Here is a 16,760-nt window from a genome sequence, read left to right as displayed (position 1 = left end):
GTGGGACGCGGGGAGAGCGAGCGACGGTGAACGGGGCGACCGTGGGGATCGGCGCGCGGTCCGGGGTGTCCGTGGACGAGGTGCTGACCCCGGTCCTCGCCGCGCTGCGGGAGGCCCGTCTCTCCTGCTCGGACGTCGTGGCGTTCGGGACCCTGGAGGCGCGGGCCGCGGAGCCGGGGATCGTGGGCGCGGCCCAGCGTCTCGGCGTACCGCTGCGCGCCTACGGGCCCGAGGAGTTGGCCGCCGTGCCCGTACCGCACCCCTCGGGGGCCGCCCTCGCGGCGACGGGGACGGCGTCGGTGGCGGAGGCGGCCGCGCTGCTCGCGGCGGGGGCGGGTGCCGTGCTGCTCGTACCGAAGCGGAAGTCGGCGCGTGTGACGTGTGCGATCGCCCGGCCCCTCCGGTTTCGCCCGAACGAAGATGCCCCCGACGTACGGTTGTTGCCCCAGGGACGGGGGTACATCGACGGTCAGACGGAGCCCCGTACACCCCCCACTCATCACCCGACGGCGGCCATGGATACCCACGCGCATTCTGACGTCCACGATCTGCGGCACCACGGTGACGCGGAGGTACGGGACGAGAAACTGATCGATCTTGCGGTCAACGTCCGGACCCACACGCCACCGGAGTGGCTGCGGGCGCGGATCGCCGATTCCCTGACAGGCCTGGCGCAGTACCCGGACGGCCGGGTCGCGCGGGCGGCGGTCGCCGAGCGGCACGATCTGCCGGCCGCCCGGGTGCTGCTGACGGCCGGGGCGGCGGAGGCGTTCGTGCTGCTCGCGCGGGCGCTTCCGGTGCGCCGGCCGGTGGTGGTGCATCCGCAGTTCACCGAGCCGGAGGCGGCGCTGCGCGACGTGGGCCACGAGGTGCGCCGGGTGCTGCTCCGCGAGGAGGACGGCTTCCGGCTCGATCCCGCGGCCGTGCCGGAGGACGCGGACCTCGTGGTGATCGGGAACCCGACGAACCCGACGTCCGTGCTGCATCCGGCGGCGGCGATCGCGGCCATGGCCCGGCCCGGGCGGACGCTGGTGGTGGACGAGGCGTTCATGGACGCGGTGCCGGGCGAGCGGGAGTCGCTGGCCGGGCGGACGGACGTGCCGGGTCTGGTGGTGCTGCGGAGCCTGACGAAGACCTGGGGGCTCGCGGGTCTGCGGATAGGCTATGTCCTCGCGCACCCGGAGACGATCGCGCTGCTCGAACGGGCGCAGCCGCTGTGGCCGGTGTCCACGCCCGCGCTCGTGGCGGCGGAGGCGTGCATGTCGCGGGCGGCGCTCGCGGAGGCGGAGCTCGCGGCGCACCGGATCGCGGTGGAGCGGGCGCATCTGCTCGCGGGGCTCGCGGAGTTCGACGAGGTGCGGGCGGTGGCCGCGGCGGAGGGTCCGTTCGTCCTGATCCGGATGGATCGCGCGGACGCGGTACGGGAGAGGCTGCGGTCGCTCGGCTTCGCCGCCCGGCGCGGGGACACGTTCCCCGGCCTGGACCGGAACTGGCTCCGGCTCGCGGTGCGGGACCGGGTCGTCACCAACCGCTTCCTGCAGGCGCTGGACCAGGCGCTGCTGATCGAGGGCTGAGGCCCGTCGGCACGCGTGCGCCGGGTCGTGCATGCGGGGAGGGCGGCTCGCCGTCGCGCCGTCCTCCCCGCATGGTCCCCTTCCCCCCTCGGGTCGGTCAGCCCCGGGCGCGACCGCGGGCCAGGACGAGCGCCCCCGCGCCGCCGCCGAGCAGGACGACGGCGCCGCCGGCCAGGTACGGCGTCATCGAGCTGCCGCCGGTCGCCGCGAGGTTCTGGTCGGTGGGCTGGGCGCCCTCGTTCTGGGTCTGCACGCCACCGGCGTCGCTGGTCTCGGTGGAGGGCTCCTGCGAGGGCTGCCCGGTCGGCTCCTCCGTGGGCTTCTCGGTCGGCTTGTCGGTCGGCTCCTCGGTGGGCTTCGTGCCCTTCGGCGTCTCGCAGGTGGCCTCGGCGAGGGTGACCGTGCCGTTGACCTCGGCCACGCCGAGCTTCAGCGGGTTGACCTCCACCTTCAGTTCCAGGGCGGTGGCGGCGGCGGTGCGCGAGGTGGTGGACGTACGGGACAGGTCGAGCGTCACGTCGCCGACGCCCGGCACGCTGACCTTGGTCTGGCCCGCCGTGGACAGCTTGGTCTTCTTGCCGAGGACGGTGACGTGCCCGAGCAGGTTGGCCTCGGCGACCGGCTGCTTGCCGGTCTCGCAGAGCGCCCTGGCGGTGACCTTCTCGACCTCGATCAGGGAGAGCAGGGGCACACCGGGGACGTGGACCCGGGCCTTGACCAGGTTGACGTACCCCTCGGCCTTGTCCTTGTCGACCGTGGCCTTCGACGTGGCGACGTCGGCGCGGAGCACGTCGATCGGCTTGCCGTTCTCGGCGCCCTCCACCTTGACGGTCAGCGCGGTCTTGTTCTCGGTCTCGGGCGCCTTGACCTCGTTGAGGGAGGCACGCAGGGGCACGTCGACCGTCTTGTCGAGCAGGGAGACGTCGAGACCGGTCCGCAGGACGACGGCGGTCGCGCGCCCCTCGCCGCCGGTGGCGTGGGCCGCGGGGGCGAGGAGGACCACAGGCCCGACGGCCAGCGCGACGGCGGTCGCCGCGGCGGCGGTACGGCGTACGGGCATGCGGAAGGTGGTGCTGTTCACGTTGGTGGTACCCCCACAGGAGACATGGCGTCGCCGGCCGCTCACCACGGGGACACGGGGTCGACGCGGTCTCGGCGACTTGAGACACCGGAATCTTTACGCACGGAGGGTGAACTGACAGACACCTGGCGTGAGTTCACTCCAAAGGGGGGTTTCCGCGCCCATATTCGATTCTTTCGGCACACCCGTTCCCGCACGCCCCGCGCGTTTCGTATCACGCGGGGCGTGCGCCGAAAGTGATTCAACGACGCCCGCCGACCTCCGGTAACGGACGGTCAACCCGGCGCCTCGGCGGTGACGGCTCGACGGCGGCTCGGCGGGCGGCCCCGGTCAGGAGGCGCGCCAGTAGCCCAGGGAGTGGACGCGCTCCTTGGGGAGCGCGAGCTCCTTGCGGACGTACGCGGCGAGGGTGCGGGTGGTCGCCGTGTCGCAGGCGATCCAGACGTACGGGTCCCGCTCCTCCCCCAGCAGCTCGGGGAGGTCACCGCGGACCCGCTCGACGAGCGCGGCCCCGCCACCCTGGCGCGGGACCCGGCGCAGCTCGTGGCGGTCCGCGTCGAGGCGCAGCGGCAGCTCCTCGTCCGCCTCGTGCGAGGTCTCGAACCAGAGGGTGGCCGGGACGTCGGGCGCGGAGTCGAGGAGCGAGTTGATGGCGGGCAGCGAGGCGGGGTCGCCGATCACGAACATCCGGCCGGGCCGGGGCTCGGGGGCGGTGAAGCCGGTGCCCTGGAGGGTGGCCTCGACGGTGTCGCCGGGGGCGCAGGAGCGGGCCCAGTCGCTGGCGGCGCCCTCATGGAGGGCGAACTCCAGGCTGAAGGTGCCCGCCTCCGCATCGGGGTCGACGAGGGTGTAGGCGCGCTGGTGCGGCTTGCCCGCGTTCTCGAACCAGAGCCGCACCCACATCGTCGGGTGGACCCCGGCGGCGGCGAGAAGGCCGCCGTCCGTCAGGTGCACCCGGCGGTAGTGCTCGGTGACCTGCTCGGCCCCGGTCACGGTGAACGTGAAGTCCCGTCCCCGGAACAGCTTGAGGACCACACCTTCCCAGCCATGCCCCACCGCGATCGCCTCCCCATGCGTTGCCTGTAGATTAATTTAGGTCAGCCTAACCTAAGAGAACGCAGAAGATCGGGGTCGGAGTGGGTATCGAGGTCTACCGGGACGATTGGGGCATTCCGCATCTGCGGGCGACCGATCAGGACGAACTCGCCTTCGCGCAGGGGCGGGTGACCGCGGTGGACCGCGCCTGGCAGCTGGAGGTCGAGCGGCACCGGGCACAGGGCACGACGGCCGCGTTCCTCGGCGCCGGCGAGACCGGCTGGGACACCTTCGCGCGGCAGGCCGGGCTCGCCGACACCGCGCGCCGCTGCTTCGACCGCCTGGACGAGCGGACGGCGCGCTGGGTCCGGGCGTACGTGGACGGGGTCAACGCGGGGCTGCCGGAAGGCGCGTCCCGCGCGGGCCAGTTCGCGCGGGTCGGGCTCGCGCCGGGCCGCTGGGAGCCGTGGACCCCGCTGGCGGTCTGGCTCACCACGCACATCCTGTTCGCGGGCTTCCCCGCCAAGCTGTGGCGGGAGGAGGTCGCGCGCAGGCTGGGCGAGGAGTGGACGGAGCTGTTCGCCACGGACGGCCCCGGGACCTCCGGCTCCAACGGCTGGATCGTCTCCGGCGACCGGACGGCGAGCGGTTCGGCGATCATCGCGGGCGACCCGCACCGCTTCATCGAGGCGCCCGGGGTGTACCAGCAGATCCGCCTCGCGTGCCCGGAGTACGACGTGCTCGGCCTCGCGGTCCCGGGCGTCCCGGGCCTCGCCCACTTCGGGCACACGGGCCAGGTGGCCTGGGCGATCACCAACGCCATGTCCGACTACCAGGACCTGTACCGGGAGCGGCTCCGGCGGACCGCCGACGGCGGCGTGGAGGCCCTGGGCCCGGACGGCTGGCAACCCGCGAGCGTGCACCGGGAGACGGTGGAGGTGGCGGGCGGCGACCCGGTCGGGATCGAGGTGATCGAGACCGCGCGCGGCCCGGTGATCATCGGCCCGGGCGGCGGCCCGATCGGCGGCCCCGACGCCACCGAGGGCGGGGACGCCGCGGTCGGCGCGGACGCCGCGGTCGGCGCGGACGGCGCGGACGGGGGCGTCTGGGAGGCGATCAGCCTGCGGTACCCGCCGCGTGTGACCGGGGAGCTGGGGTTCGCGGTGCTGCCCGAGCTGCTCGCCGCCCGTACCGTCGCGGACGTGGACCGGGCCGTCGACGGCTGGGTCGAGCCGGTCAACGTCGTCATGGCGGCCGACGTGGACGGCGGACTGCTGCACCGGGTCGCCGGACACGTCCCCGTCCGCGACCACGCCAACTCCGTCCGGGTGGTGCCCGCCTGGGAGGCCGCGTACGCGTGGCGGGACGGCGCCGCGGTGCCGACGCCGCGCGCGGACGTCGAGGGCCATGCCGTCATGGCCAACGCGCGCGGGCTCGCGGCGCCGCTCGGCATCGAGTTCGCCCCGCCGCACCGGGCGGCCCGGATCGACACCCTGCTCGCCGCCTCCGCGGCCTGGACGCCGGAGGCGATGGCCGGCGTCCACACGGACACCGACAACCCCTCGGCGGCCCGGCTGCTCGCGGCGGTTCGCGCGGCGGCCGAGGACGCCGACACCCCCGCGCGCGGACAGGACACCCCCGCCCTCTCCCCCGGGGCGCTCACCGTCCGGGCCAGGCTGCTCGCCTGGGACCGCCGGATGGACGCGGACAGCACCGACGCCGGTCTGTACGCCGCCGTGCGCGGCGCCGTCGTGCGGCGGCTCGCCGGGCACCCGGCGTTCGCCGCGCTCCGCGCGCCCGCCCCGTACCCCGCGGTCTTCCAGCCCTGGCTGGCCCTCGGGCCGCGGGTGGCCCTGGCCCTGGAGACCCTGCTGGTCTCCGGTCCCGTGCCGGCCGCCGACGTCGCCGGGTTCGTCCGCGAGGCGCTGGAGGAGGTCGCCGCCGGCGACGAACCGCCCGCCTGGGGCGTCACCCACCGGCTCGCGCCCTGGCAGGCACTCCCCGACGAGGACGAGGACGACGCCGACTGGCCTGGCCTCTCCGGGGACCACGACTGCGTGATGTCCTCGACCAGCGTGCCCGGCTACACCGACCGCAGCGCCCGCGCCTCGGCCGCCCGCTACGTCTGGGACCTGGCCGACCGCGAGGCGAGCCTGTGGATCGTGCCGTTCGGCGCCTCCGGGGTCGCCGACGACCCCCACCACCGCGACCAACTCCCCCTGTGGCTGCGGGGCGGACTCGCCCCCGTCACCACCGACTGGCACCACCTCACCAAGGAGCACCCGCATGACGACCGCCACTGAGCCGAGCGGACCGGTGGCCCCGGTCCACGTCCAGACCGTCGAGGGCTTCGGGACCGTCCGGATCGCCCCCGTCGACCCCGAGGGCGACGCCGCCCTCATCCACGGCTGGGTCAACGAGGACCGCGCCCGTTTCTGGGGCATGGGCGGCACGACCGTCGACCAGGTCCGGGAGATCTACGCCCACCTGGACTCGCTCACCACGCACCACGGCTTCCTGGTGCGCCGGGACGGCGAGCCGGTCGCCCTCTTCCAGACGTACGAGCCCTCGGCCGACCGTGTCTCCGAGTGCTACGACGTGCAGCCGGGCGACATCGGGGTGCACATCCTGATCGCGCCCGCCGACACCCCCGAACCGGGCTTCTCCGCCCGGCTGTTCGTCGCCCTGACGGCGTTCGCGCTCAACGGCCGCACGCGCGCCGTCGCCGAGCCGGACGCGGCCAACGAGAAGGCAATCGCCCGGCTGGCGCGGGCCGGTTTCGAGCTGGGCCCCGAGGTGGTCCTGCCCGAGGTGGACCTCCCCGAGGTCCACATCCCGGCCAAGCGTGCCCGCCTGGCGTTCCTCACCCGCTGAGCCCCGGGCGGGCACGCGGACACGTGGTCAGCCGATCACGCGTCCGTCGACGACGACCCTGCGCGGCGCCGCGAGCACGCGGACGTCCGCGCGGGGGTCGTCGGCGTAGACGACGAGGTCCGCCGGGGCGCCCTCCTCCAGGGCGGGCCGGCCCAGCCAGGAGCGGGCGCCCCAGGTGGTCGCCGAGAGGGCCTCGATCGGCGGGATGCCCGCCTTGACCAGCTCCTCCACCTCGGCCGCGACCAGGCCGTGGGCCAGCGAGCCGCCCGCGTCCGTGCCGACGAAGACCGGGACGCCCGCGTCGTACGCCGAGCGGACGGTGTCGTACCGGCGCTCGTACAGCCGCCTCATGTGCGCCGACCAGCGCGGGAACTTCTTCTCGCCGCCCTCGGCGAGCCGGGGGAAGGTGGCGATGTTGACGAGCGTCGGCACGATCGCGACGCCCCGCTCGGCGAAGAGCGGGATGGTCTCCTCGGTGAGCCCCGTGGCGTGCTCGATGCAGTCGATGCCCGCCTCCACCAGGTCCCGCAGCGAGTCCTCCGCGAAGCAGTGCGCGGTGACCCGGGCCCCGAGCCGGTGGGCCTCGGCGATCGCCGCCTCGACCTCGGCGCGGGGCCAGCAGGCGCCCAGGTCGCCCGCCTCCCGGTCGAGCCAGTCGCCGACGAGCTTGACCCAGCCGTCGCCGCGCCTGGCCTCCTGCCCGACGTACGCCACCAGGTCCTCGGGCTCGATCTCATGGGCGTAGTTGCGGATGTAGCGGCGGGTGCGGGCGATGTGCCGGCCGGCCCGGATGATCTTCGGCAGGTCCTCGCGCTCGTCGATCCACCGGGTGTCCGACGGCGAGCCGGCGTCGCGGATCAGGAGCGTGCCCGCGTCCCGGTCGGTCAGCGCCTGCTTCTCGGCCGTGCCCGCGTCGACCGGGCCGTGCTGGTCGAGGCCGACGTGGCAGTGCGCGTCGACCAGGCCCGGCAGGGCCCAGCCCTCGATCGTGAGCGCCTCGGCGGACGGACGGGTGTACGTGACGCGCCCGTCGACCGCCCAGAGCTCGTCCCGTACGTCCTCGGGGCCGACGAGCACCCGCCCCTTCACATGCAGCACCGCGTGATCGCTCATGACTGCACTCTACGAGGGGCGGGCACCGGCCCACAGGGGCTCATTCGTCGATCGCGGCCCCGAAGCGGGCGTCCACGGCCGGTCCGCCGAGCGAGCCCGCGGAGTACGTCCACGAGCCGGCCGCGGTCAGCCCTCCCGTACCGGCCGAGAAGACCCAGACGTGCCCGTCGGCGGTGTTCTCGCCGGGGGCCGCCGCCAGCAGTCCGAAGCGGCCGTCGCGGTTCGGATCGGCCAGCCTGACCTGTGCGCCGAAGCGGTCGGCCCGCTCGACCGCGCCGGGCACGGACGGCGAGTCCTGGGTCCACGAAAGCGCCCCGGCGGAGGTGAGTCCGCCGCGCGCGCCGCGCAGGACGGTGACCATGCCCGCGTCGGCGACCGTGCCGATGTCCTCCTCCGGCGCGCCGATCGCCACGTCCGCGTAGCCGTCGCCGTTCGTGTCCGCGACGGAGAGGTCGGCGCCCCAGCCGTCGCCGCGCTCGGAGGCGCCCGGCACGCCCGGCGAGTCCTGGGTCCACCAGCGCGGCGGAGTGCCGGGGCCCTCGACACCGGCAGGGCCCGAGGGGCCGCCGAGGTGGACGCCGACCATGCCGCCGGTCATCGACTCGCCGCCGTCGTCCGGGCTGTGCGGCTCGCCCGTGACGAGGTCGTCGTAGCCGTCGCCGTCGACGTCCCCGGACGCCGCGACCGGGCCGCCGCGCAGGGCACGCTCGTAGCGCAGTTCGTCCGGGTGCCCCGAGAGGTACCAGGACCAGCCGTGGCCGGGTTCGACGCCGGTGGAGACCCCGCTGATCACGAGGTCGGCGAAGCCGTTGCGGTCGTAGTCGCCGGTGGTGAGGGACCGTTCGGAGATGTCCCGCCACTCGGCGGCCGTGCGGGCCGAGCCGTTCAGGGCGGTGCCCCGGTCCGCGCGGGCGGTCGCGCCCGGCTGCGCGGCGGCGGCGAACAGGTGCCGCTCCGCGCCGTGCCGGTCGAGGGTGATCAGCTGGTCGCCCGGGCTCTCCGCGGTGAACCGGGCGGCGGCGAACGCCGAGCCGAAGCGGGCCCCTGCGGTGGGGCCGAGGAGGCTGTCGAGGCCTTGGCTGCGGGTGCCGACGAGCCCCTTCGGCGAGCCCCAGAGGATGACGGCGCCGCCGGTGTCGGCCAGGGTGCCGATGTCCTCGCCGGGGACGCCGACGATCGCGTCGTCGTAGCCGTCGCCGTCCAGGTCGCCGGTGGCCAGGGCCTGGCCGAAGGCGTCGCCCGCCTCGGCGGTGCCGGGCACGCCCGCGGTGTTCTGGCTGACGACGGCGGCGCGGGTGGTGCCGATGCCCCGGGACGAGCCGTACTGGACCGTGACGAGACCGGCGCCGCGCGCGCCGCCGACGGTCGCGCCGGGCGCGCCGACGAGGACGTCGTCGTAACCGTCGCCGTCGAAGTCGCAGTTGCGGTCGTCCGCGCGGGTGGAGCCGGGCACTCCGGCGTGGGCGGCGGGCGCGGTGACGAGGCCGGCGCCGGCGGTGAGGAGGAAGGTCGCGGCGGTGAGCACGAGGGCGCGGTGTGTGCGCCGACGCGTGCGGGTGCGGGTCAGGCGGTAGGTGCGCATGGAGCGGCTCCTGGATGCAACAGAGGATGATCCGGGCGGCTGCGGGGGTGTCCGGAAAGGGCCCGTCCCTTGTCCGTCGCACGGTTCGACACCAGATGCCCCGTCAGGGTTGTACGCGCCTGATGGCCGGTTTCGGACCTGAGCGTCACTCACGTCCCGTAATGGGGGTGGAGGTCCGAAGCGGCCGGGAACCGGCTCGGTACCCTGAGGCGACGCTCGACCCTCCTTTCGAAGAAGGCACCACCGTGACCGTGACACACCCGCTGCTGGACCTGGCCCCGCTGACCGCCGCGCACTTCGCGTCCATCGAGCGGCGGGTCGCCGCCCTGCTCTCCACCGAGCAGGACGTGGTGATCACCCAGGGCGAGGCGCTGCTGCCCCTGGAGGGCTGCATCCGCAGCGGAGCCCGGCCGGGCTCGACGGCCCTGAACATCGTCACCGGTCCGTACGGCCAGACTTTCGGCGACTGGCTGCGGGACTGCGGCGCCACGGTCGTCGACCTGGAGGTGCCCTTCCACGCGGCGGTGACGGCCGCGCAGGTGGAGCGGGCGCTCGCCGAGCACCCGGAGATCGACTTCGTCTCCCTGGTGCACGCCGAGGCGGCGACGGGCAACACGAACCCGGTGGCCGAGATCGGCGAGGTGGTGCGGGCGCACGGTGCGCTGTTCTACCTGGACGCGGTGGCGTCCATCGGGGCGGAGCCGGTGCTGCCGGACGCGTGGGGTGTGGACATGTGCATCATCGGCGCGCAGAAGGCGATGGGCGGTCCCGCGGGCGTCTCGGCGGTCTCGGTGAGCGAGCGGGCGTGGGAGCGGTTCGCGGCCAACCCGCGTGCCCCGCGCCGCTCGTACCTCTCGCTCCTGGACTGGAAGGAGCGCTGGATCGACGGCGGCCGGAAGGCGCTGCTGCACGCGCCGGCGCAGCTGGAGATGCTGGCCCTGGAGGCCTGCCTGGAGCGCATCGAGTCCGAGGGGCTCGACGCGCTGATGGCCCGTCACGCGTCCGCCGCGGCCGCGACCCGGGCGGGCGCTCTGGCCCTCGGCGGCGGCCTGGAGCCGTACGTCCGCGCGGCGCGGGACGCGGCCCCGGTCGCGACGACACTGCGCTCCCCGGACGGCGTGGACGCCTCGGCGCTGGTCGCCGCCGCGCTGGCGGCCGACCCGTCGCTGCCGCTGATCGCGGGCGGCGGGGCCCTGTCGAAGGAGATGATCCGGGTCAACCACTACGGCGTGGACGCGACCCCGGGCGCGGTCCAGTCCTCCCTGGCGGCCCTGGGCGCGGCCCTCGCCGACACGGGCCGCCCGGTCGACCTGGAAGCCGCCCGCCGCGCGGCGACGGAGGCGTGGAGCTAGGGCCTGATCCGGGCCTGATCCGAACGAAAGGCCCTGGGGCCTGTCCGGCCCTGATCCGCCGGACAGGCCCACGGGGGCCTTCCGGTCCGAACGAAAGGTCCCGGGGTCTTTCGTACGGACCGGCCGGTCACCCCGTCCGGCCGCTCGAATCCCCATTTCTCTTCCATTTAAATTTCGCGCGCATTATTCACTCGAATTCCCGTACACCCTCCGCGCTTCTTCTGCCCGGTTTCCCGGACCCTAAACGCCAAGGTTCCGTCAGCACTTCCGGCTCATTTCCGTTCTGTGACCGACTCCACACCGCACCCTTTTTGCCAGGATTTATACGGACAGAACGGCACTGATTCGCGCCCGCGCGAATAACACATCGCGTTTCTCCCGCCCACCCCTCAGGCCCGTGCAATCCGAGAATTCGCTCGGTAAATTCCCTCGCCATGACCGCAGCACAAGCAGCCATGACACTGGAAAGCCCACGCGTGGAGGACGGAGCCGACATCTGGCGCATCGCCCGGGATTCCCGGGTGCTGGATCTGAACTCCTCGTACAGCTACCTGCTGTGGTGCCGCGACTTCGCCGCCACCTCGCTGGTCGCGCGCGCCGTCGACGGCGGTGAGCCGGTCGCCTTCGTGACCGGGTATCTGCGTCCCGACCGGCCCGGCACCCTCGTCGTCTGGCAGATCGCGGTCGACGAGACCCACCGCGGGCAGGGCCTGGCCGGGGTGCTGCTCGACGCGCTGACCGCCCGGGTCCGCCCGGACGCCGTCGAGACGACGGTCACCCCCGACAACACGCCCTCGGACCGGCTCTTCAGCGCCTACGCCGCCCGCCACGGGCTGCGCCTGGAGCGCGAAGTCCTCTTCGACGGGGACCTGTTCCCCGACAGCGTCGACGGCGCCGCCGCCCACAAGCCCGAAGTCCTGTACCGCATCGGCCCCTTCCCCACCACCGGAGCTTCGCTGTGACCATCACCCCGCCCGAACTGAGCGTCTTCGAGACCCTGGAGTCGGAGGTCCGCAGCTACTGCCGCGGCTGGCCCACCGTCTTCGACCGCGCGCACGGCGCGCGCCTCACCGACGAGGACGGCCACGAGTACCTCGACTTCTTCGCCGGCGCCGGCTCCCTCAACTACGGCCACAACAACCCCGTACTGAAACGGGCGTTGATCGACTACCTGGAACGCGACGGGATCACCCACGGTCTCGACATGGCGACGACCGCCAAGCGGACCTTCCTGGAGACCTTCCACGACGTCGTGCTGAAGCCGCGCGCCCTGCCGTACAAGGTGATGTTCCCGGGGCCGACCGGCACCAACGCCGTGGAGGCCGCGCTGAAACTGGCGCGCAAGGTGAAGGGCCGCGAGTCCGTCGTCTCCTTCACCAACGCCTTCCACGGCATGTCGCTCGGTTCGCTCGCCGTCACCGGCAACGCCTTCAAGCGGGCCGGGGCCGGGATCCCGCTGGTGCACGGCACCCCCATGCCGTTCGACCACTACCTCGACGGGCAGGTGCCGGACTTCCTCTGGTTCGAGCGGCTGCTCGAGGACCAGGGCTCCGGCCTCAACAAGCCGGCCGCGGTGATCGTGGAGACGGTCCAGGGCGAGGGCGGCATCAACGTGGCCCGCCCCGAGTGGCTGCGGGCGCTCGCCGAGCTGTGCCGGCGCCAGGACATGCTGCTGATCGTCGACGACATCCAGATGGGCTGCGGCCGCACCGGCGCCTTCTTCTCCTTCGAGGAGGCCGGCATCACCCCGGACATCGTCACGCTGTCGAAGTCGATCAGCGGCTACGGGCTGCCGATGTCGCTCTGCCTGTTCCGGCCGGAGCTGGACGTCTGGGAGCCCGGCGAGCACAACGGCACCTTCCGGGGCAACAACCCGGCCTTCGTCACGGCCGCCGCCGCGCTCGACACGTACTGGGCCGACGGCCAGATGGAGAAGCAGACCCTGGCGCGCGGCGAGCAGGTCGAGCAGGCGCTGCTCGCGCTCTGTGAGGAGAACTCGGCCGACGGCGCCCACTACCGGGGCCGAGGCCTGGTGTGGGGCCTGGAGTTCACCGACAGGACCCGGGCCTCGAAGGTCTGCGCCCGCGCCTTCGAGCTGGGGCTGCTGCTCGAGACCTCGGGCCCGGAGAGCCAGGTCGTCAAACTCCTCCCGCCGCTGACCGTCACCCCGGAGGAGCTCGACGAGGGGCTGCGCACGCTGTCCCGCGCGGTGCGCGAGACGGCCCCCCGGGGCGCGACCGTCACCGCAGCCTGAACAACCCACACGCGAAAGGGAGTTGCACCACCGTGATCGTCCGATCGTTCAAGGACATCGAGAACACCGAACGCCACGTCCGGGCCGCATCCGGCACCTGGGAGAGCAAGCGGATCGTCCTCGCCAAGGAGCGGGTCGGCTTCTCGCTGCACGAGACCGTGCTCTACGCGGGCACCGAGACGTCCATGTGGTACGCCAACCACGTCGAGGCCGTCCTGTGCGTCGAGGGCGAGGCCGAGCTGACGAACGACGAGACCGGCGAGACGCACTGGATCGAGCCGGGCACGATGTACCTGCTCGACGGCCACGAGCGGCACACGATGCGCCCGAAGACCGACTTCCGCTGCGTCTGCGTCTTCAACCCGCCGGTCACCGGGCGGGAGGACCACGACGCGAACGGGGTGTACCCCCTGCTCACGGAGGAGGGCTGATCATGACGGACGTCCTGACCGACCTGTACCCGACCCGCGGCGCCTCGGAGGTGCTCACGCCCCGCCGCGACCCGGTGGTGTGGAGCGACGCGCCGGGCCTGGAGTCGTACGACCGGGACGGCTTCCTCGTCGAGCCGGAGCTGCTGACCGACGACGAGGTCGCCGAGTACCGCCACGAGCTGGACCGTCTGGTCGCCGATCCGGCCGTACGGTCCGACCCGCGCGCGATCGTCGAGTCGAGGTCGGCGACGGTACGGTCCGTCTTCGAGGTGCACCGGATCAGCGAGGTCTTCGCCCGTCTCGTCCGGGACGAGCGCGTGGTGGGCCGGGCGCGCGAGATCCTCGGCTCGGACGTGTACGTCCACCAGTCGCGGATCAACGTGAAGCCGGGCTTCGGCGCCTCCGGGTTCTACTGGCACTCGGACTTCGAGACCTGGCACGCGGAGGACGGCCTGCCCCGGATGCGCACGGTGTCGGTGTCGATCGCGCTGACCGAGAACCACGACACCAACGGCGGCCTGATGATCATGCCGGGTTCGCACCGGACGTTCCTGGGCTGCGCGGGGGAGACCCCGAAGGACAACTACAAGCGCTCGCTGCAGATGCAGGATGCGGGCACCCCGTCGGACGAGGCGCTGACCTCGCTCGCGGACGCGCACGGGATCCGGCTCTTCACGGGCCGGGCCGGCTCGGCGACCTGGTTCGACTGCAACGCGATGCACGGCTCGGGCGACAACATCACGCCGTACCCGCGCAGCAATGTCTTCCTCGTCTTCAACAGCGTGGAGAACGCGGCGGTGGAGCCGTTCGCGGCGCCGGTGCGCAGGCCCGAGTTCATCGGGGCGCGGGACTTCACCCCCGTGCGCTGAGAGCCGGGTGAACGCGGCGGAGGGGGAGGGGCCGGAGAACGGCCGCCTCCCCCTCGGCCGTGTCTCAGCCCGCGAGGACCTCCAGGGCGCGGTCGACGTCCGCCGAGCCGTTGTAGAGGTGGAAGGACGCCCGCAGGTTGCCCGCCCGGGCGGCCATCAGGACGTCGGCGGCGCGCAGGTCGGGCAGCCGGTCGCCGAGGCCCGGGATGCCCACCACACCGGAGACGTCCGCCACGGGGGCGTGGCCGAGCGCCACGAGGCCGGTGCGGAAGCGGGCCGCGAGGGCCTTGTTGTGGGCCTCGATCCGCTCGATGCCGATCTCTTCGAGGAGGGCGAGCGAACGGGCCGCCCCGTGGTACGCGAGGAACGCCGGCGGCTCGTCGAACCGCCGTGCGGAGGCGGCAAGTTCGCGGACCGGGCCGTAGCTGTTCGCCCACAGCTCCTTTCCGGTGACCCAGCCCGCGTGGATCGCGACCAGGGAGTCCTGCGCCTCCTCGGTGACGGTGAGGAAGGACGTTCCGCGCGGGCTGAGCAGGTACTTGTAGCCGCCGGCCACCGTGTAGTCCCACTCCCCCGCGCGCAGCGGCAGCCACCCGGCGGACTGGGTGGCGTCCAGGAGCGTACGGGCCCCGTGCGCGGCCGCCGCGGCCCGTACCGCCGCGAAGTCCACCGTCCGTCCGTCCGCCGACTGGACGGAGGAGAAGGCGACCAGGGCGGTCTCGGGGCGGACGGACTCGGCGAGCCGCTCCAGGGGCACGAAACGGGTCTTGAGGTCGCCGCGGACGGTGAACGGGGTGATCAGGGAGGAGAAGTCGCCCTCGGGGAAGAGGATCTCGGCCCCGGCGGGCATCGACTGCGCGATCATCCCGACGTGCACGGAGACCGAGCTGCCGACCGCGACCCGGTCCGGGCGGACGGCCGCGAGCCGGGCGAAGGAGGCGCGGGCCTCGTCGACGACGTCGAAGCTGCCGGAGCCGTCCGGGTTGCCCGCCGCGACGTCCTCGCAGAGCCGGGTGACGGCCTCGATCGCGCGGCGCGGCAGCAGCGCGCAGGTGGAGGTGTTGAGATACGTCCCCCGGGGAGCGAACTCGGCTCCGCCGAGGGGTTCGATGACATCCGTGACATCCGTGGCGTCCATGGCCCAAGACTGGGCTTCCCCTCGCCCCTCGTCAATGGCGAATGATCATGGGGAAGCCCCAATCGGGGCTTATAAGCCCAGGTCCGGGGCGCGTGCGCCGGCGCGGCGCCGTCAGACCTCGCAGGTGCCGTCCACGTCGCAGGCGGGGGCCGCGGCGTCGTCGGCGGCGCCGATCGGCTGGAGCACCCGGCCCTGCCACGCCTGCTCCAGGGCCTGCGTGAAGACCTCGGCGGGCTGGCCGCCGGAGACGCCGTAGCGGCGGTCGAGGACGAAGAACGGCACACCGTTCGCGCCGAGTTCGGCCGCCTCGCGCTCGTCCGCCCGTACCGCGTCCGCGTACGCGCTCTCGTCGGCGAGCACGGCCTTGACCTCGGTCTCGTCCAGGCCTGCCTCGACGCCGAGCCGGACGAGCGTCTCGACGTCGAAGACGGACCGCTCCTCGGCGAAGTTCGCGCGGTAGGCGAGGTCGAGCAGTTCGTTCTGCCGGCCGCGGTCCCTGGCGAGGTGGAGCAGGCGGTGGATGTCGAAGGTGTTGCCGCTGTCACGGCCCTCGGTCCGGTACTCGAGACCCTCGGACCGCGCGTTGGACGCGACGTGCTCCTCCATGGCGCGGGCCTCGTCCAGGGTCCGGCCGTACTTCTTCGCCAGCGTGTCGATCACCGGCGCGGTGACACCCTTGGGCAGGTTCGGGTTGAGCTCGAAAGAGCGGTGCACGACCTCGACGTCCTCGCGGTGGGCGAAGGCGGCGAGGCCCTTCTCGAAGCGGGCCTTGCCGATGTAGCACCACGGGCAGGCGATGTCGCTCCAGATCTCGACGCGCATGATTCGGCTTCTCTCCGGGGTCGGCGGGTGGGGTCCGAGGGCGAGAACGCACCCGCCGGCCGGATTCATTCCGCCGCGGGTTCCAGTGTGAGGCGGAGCACGAGATGGGTGCCGGAGCGGGGGGTGTCGGGGTCGGCGGTCCAGCCGTGGGCGGCGTAGAACGACCGGGCCCGCTCGTTCTTCTCGAAGACGAGGAGGCGGGCCTCGGCGAAGCTTTCCGCCCGCCACACGTCGAGGCAGGCCGTGTGCAGCTCGGTGCCGACGCCCAGGCGCCAGCGGTCGGGGCGGACGTGGAGCTGTGTGAGGGTGACCGTTCCGTCCTCGCCCCTGCTGTACGCGGCGACGCCGGCCGGCTCGCCGTCCCGCTCGGCCAGGAGCACGTCGCCCCGCTCGACGGCCCTGCCCCATCCCTCCCGGGTGCGGGCGAGCTCCTCGGGTCCCGCGAACTCGGTCTCGGGGACGTGGCCGCGGTAGTAGGTGGCGCGGGCCTCCAGGTGCAGGGCGGCGATGGCGTCGAGGTCGTCGGGCGTCGCGATTCTGATCATGACAACCGGGACGCGCGGCGCCGGGTCGGCGGTTGCGGGCCGCAGGGTCGCCGGGCCGGCGGGCCGGCTATCTCTTCGTTGGGTACGGGG

At 73.5% G+C, this 16,760-nt stretch carries 15 protein-coding genes; 8 read left to right on the top strand and 7 right to left on the bottom strand.

All coding sequences use genetic code 11. The annotated features are described in order from the left end of the window. Positions 1–26: 26 nt before the first annotated feature. Positions 27–1,574: an Rv2231c family pyridoxal phosphate-dependent protein CobC gene (gene cobC / locus AB0E14_RS34450; protein ID WP_362427568.1), complete on the top strand. Its 1,548-nt coding sequence runs from the start codon at positions 27–29 to the stop codon at positions 1,572–1,574. A gap of 97 nt (positions 1,575–1,671) precedes the next feature. Here cobC and AB0E14_RS34445 read toward each other — a convergent pair whose 3' ends face one another. Both AB0E14_RS34445 and AB0E14_RS34440 read right to left on the bottom strand, forming a co-directional pair. Beyond that, the gene (locus tag AB0E14_RS34445; protein WP_362427565.1) at positions 1,672–2,655 is read right to left on the bottom strand and encodes an SCO1860 family LAETG-anchored protein; all 984 of its coding nucleotides are present in this window, start codon (positions 2,653–2,655) and stop codon (positions 1,672–1,674) included. A 330-nt stretch (positions 2,656–2,985) separates the two neighbouring features. Next, positions 2,986–3,711: a siderophore-interacting protein gene (locus AB0E14_RS34440; RefSeq protein ID WP_362427561.1), complete on the bottom strand. Its 726-nt coding sequence runs from the start codon at positions 3,709–3,711 to the stop codon at positions 2,986–2,988. A gap of 80 nt (positions 3,712–3,791) precedes the next feature. Between AB0E14_RS34440 and AB0E14_RS34435 the strand changes: the two genes are divergently transcribed. Next, positions 3,792–5,993 carry a penicillin acylase family protein gene (locus tag AB0E14_RS34435; RefSeq protein ID WP_362427558.1) on the top strand — a complete coding sequence of 734 codons (2,202 nt, stop codon included), beginning with the start codon at positions 3,792–3,794 and terminating at the stop codon, positions 5,991–5,993. Then, the gene (locus tag AB0E14_RS34430) at positions 5,977–6,564 is read left to right on the top strand and encodes a GNAT family N-acetyltransferase (protein ID WP_362427555.1); all 588 of its coding nucleotides are present in this window, start codon (positions 5,977–5,979) and stop codon (positions 6,562–6,564) included. Before AB0E14_RS34435 ends, AB0E14_RS34430 begins: the two co-directional genes overlap by 17 nt. Before the next feature lie 27 nt (positions 6,565–6,591). On the opposite strand, the gene AB0E14_RS34425 is transcribed toward AB0E14_RS34430, so the two are convergent. Both AB0E14_RS34425 and AB0E14_RS34420 read right to left on the bottom strand, forming a co-directional pair. Then, complete coding sequence (locus tag AB0E14_RS34425; protein WP_362427552.1) at positions 6,592–7,677, bottom strand: amidohydrolase family protein; 1,086 nt, start codon at positions 7,675–7,677, stop codon at positions 6,592–6,594. Positions 7,678–7,717: 40 nt separating this feature from the next. Then, positions 7,718–9,259, bottom strand: coding sequence for an esterase (locus AB0E14_RS34420; RefSeq protein ID WP_362427549.1), 1,542 nt, complete (start codon positions 9,257–9,259; stop codon positions 7,718–7,720). 251 nt (positions 9,260–9,510) lie between these two features. On the opposite strand from AB0E14_RS34420, the gene AB0E14_RS34415 reads away from it, so the two are divergent. From AB0E14_RS34415 to thpD, 5 genes are all read left to right on the top strand, one after another. Next, positions 9,511–10,611, top strand: a complete 1,101-nt coding sequence (locus tag AB0E14_RS34415) for an aminotransferase class V-fold PLP-dependent enzyme (RefSeq protein WP_362427598.1) — start codon at positions 9,511–9,513, stop codon at positions 10,609–10,611. Positions 10,612–11,045: 434 nt separating this feature from the next. Beyond that, entirely contained in the window at positions 11,046–11,573 is a 528-nt protein-coding gene (gene ectA, locus AB0E14_RS34410; RefSeq protein WP_362427546.1) for a diaminobutyrate acetyltransferase, read from the top strand. Continuing rightward, complete coding sequence (gene ectB / locus AB0E14_RS34405; protein WP_362427543.1) at positions 11,570–12,865, top strand: diaminobutyrate--2-oxoglutarate transaminase; 1,296 nt, start codon at positions 11,570–11,572, stop codon at positions 12,863–12,865. Before ectA ends, ectB begins: the two co-directional genes overlap by 4 nt. A gap of 32 nt (positions 12,866–12,897) precedes the next feature. Continuing rightward, the gene (locus tag AB0E14_RS34400; protein WP_362427540.1) at positions 12,898–13,296 is read left to right on the top strand and encodes an ectoine synthase; all 399 of its coding nucleotides are present in this window, start codon (positions 12,898–12,900) and stop codon (positions 13,294–13,296) included. 2 nt (positions 13,297–13,298) lie between these two features. Next, positions 13,299–14,165 carry an ectoine hydroxylase gene (gene thpD, locus AB0E14_RS34395; RefSeq protein WP_362427537.1) on the top strand — a complete coding sequence of 289 codons (867 nt, stop codon included), beginning with the start codon at positions 13,299–13,301 and terminating at the stop codon, positions 14,163–14,165. Between the two features lie 64 nt (positions 14,166–14,229). Here the strand turns inward: thpD and AB0E14_RS34390 are convergent, their stop codons facing one another. The 3 genes from AB0E14_RS34390 to AB0E14_RS34380 form a co-directional block, all read right to left on the bottom strand. Then, positions 14,230–15,303 carry an aminotransferase class V-fold PLP-dependent enzyme gene (locus AB0E14_RS34390; RefSeq protein WP_362427534.1) on the bottom strand — a complete coding sequence of 358 codons (1,074 nt, stop codon included), beginning with the start codon at positions 15,301–15,303 and terminating at the stop codon, positions 14,230–14,232. A gap of 111 nt (positions 15,304–15,414) precedes the next feature. Further along, on the bottom strand, positions 15,415–16,125 hold the full coding sequence (locus AB0E14_RS34385; RefSeq protein WP_362427531.1) for a DsbA family oxidoreductase: 711 nt from the start codon (positions 16,123–16,125) through the stop codon (positions 15,415–15,417). A gap of 65 nt (positions 16,126–16,190) precedes the next feature. Then, entirely contained in the window at positions 16,191–16,670 is a 480-nt protein-coding gene (locus AB0E14_RS34380) for a GNAT family N-acetyltransferase (protein ID WP_362427527.1), read from the bottom strand. Between the last annotated feature and the right edge of the window lie 90 nt (positions 16,671–16,760).

It is taken from the genome of Streptomyces sp. NPDC047981 (assembly GCF_040653315.1).
Taxonomy (GTDB): Bacteria; Actinomycetota; Actinomycetes; order Streptomycetales; family Streptomycetaceae; genus Streptomyces.
Note: the sequence above shows the minus strand (reverse complement) of the source record. Positions and strands in the feature narration are given on the sequence as shown.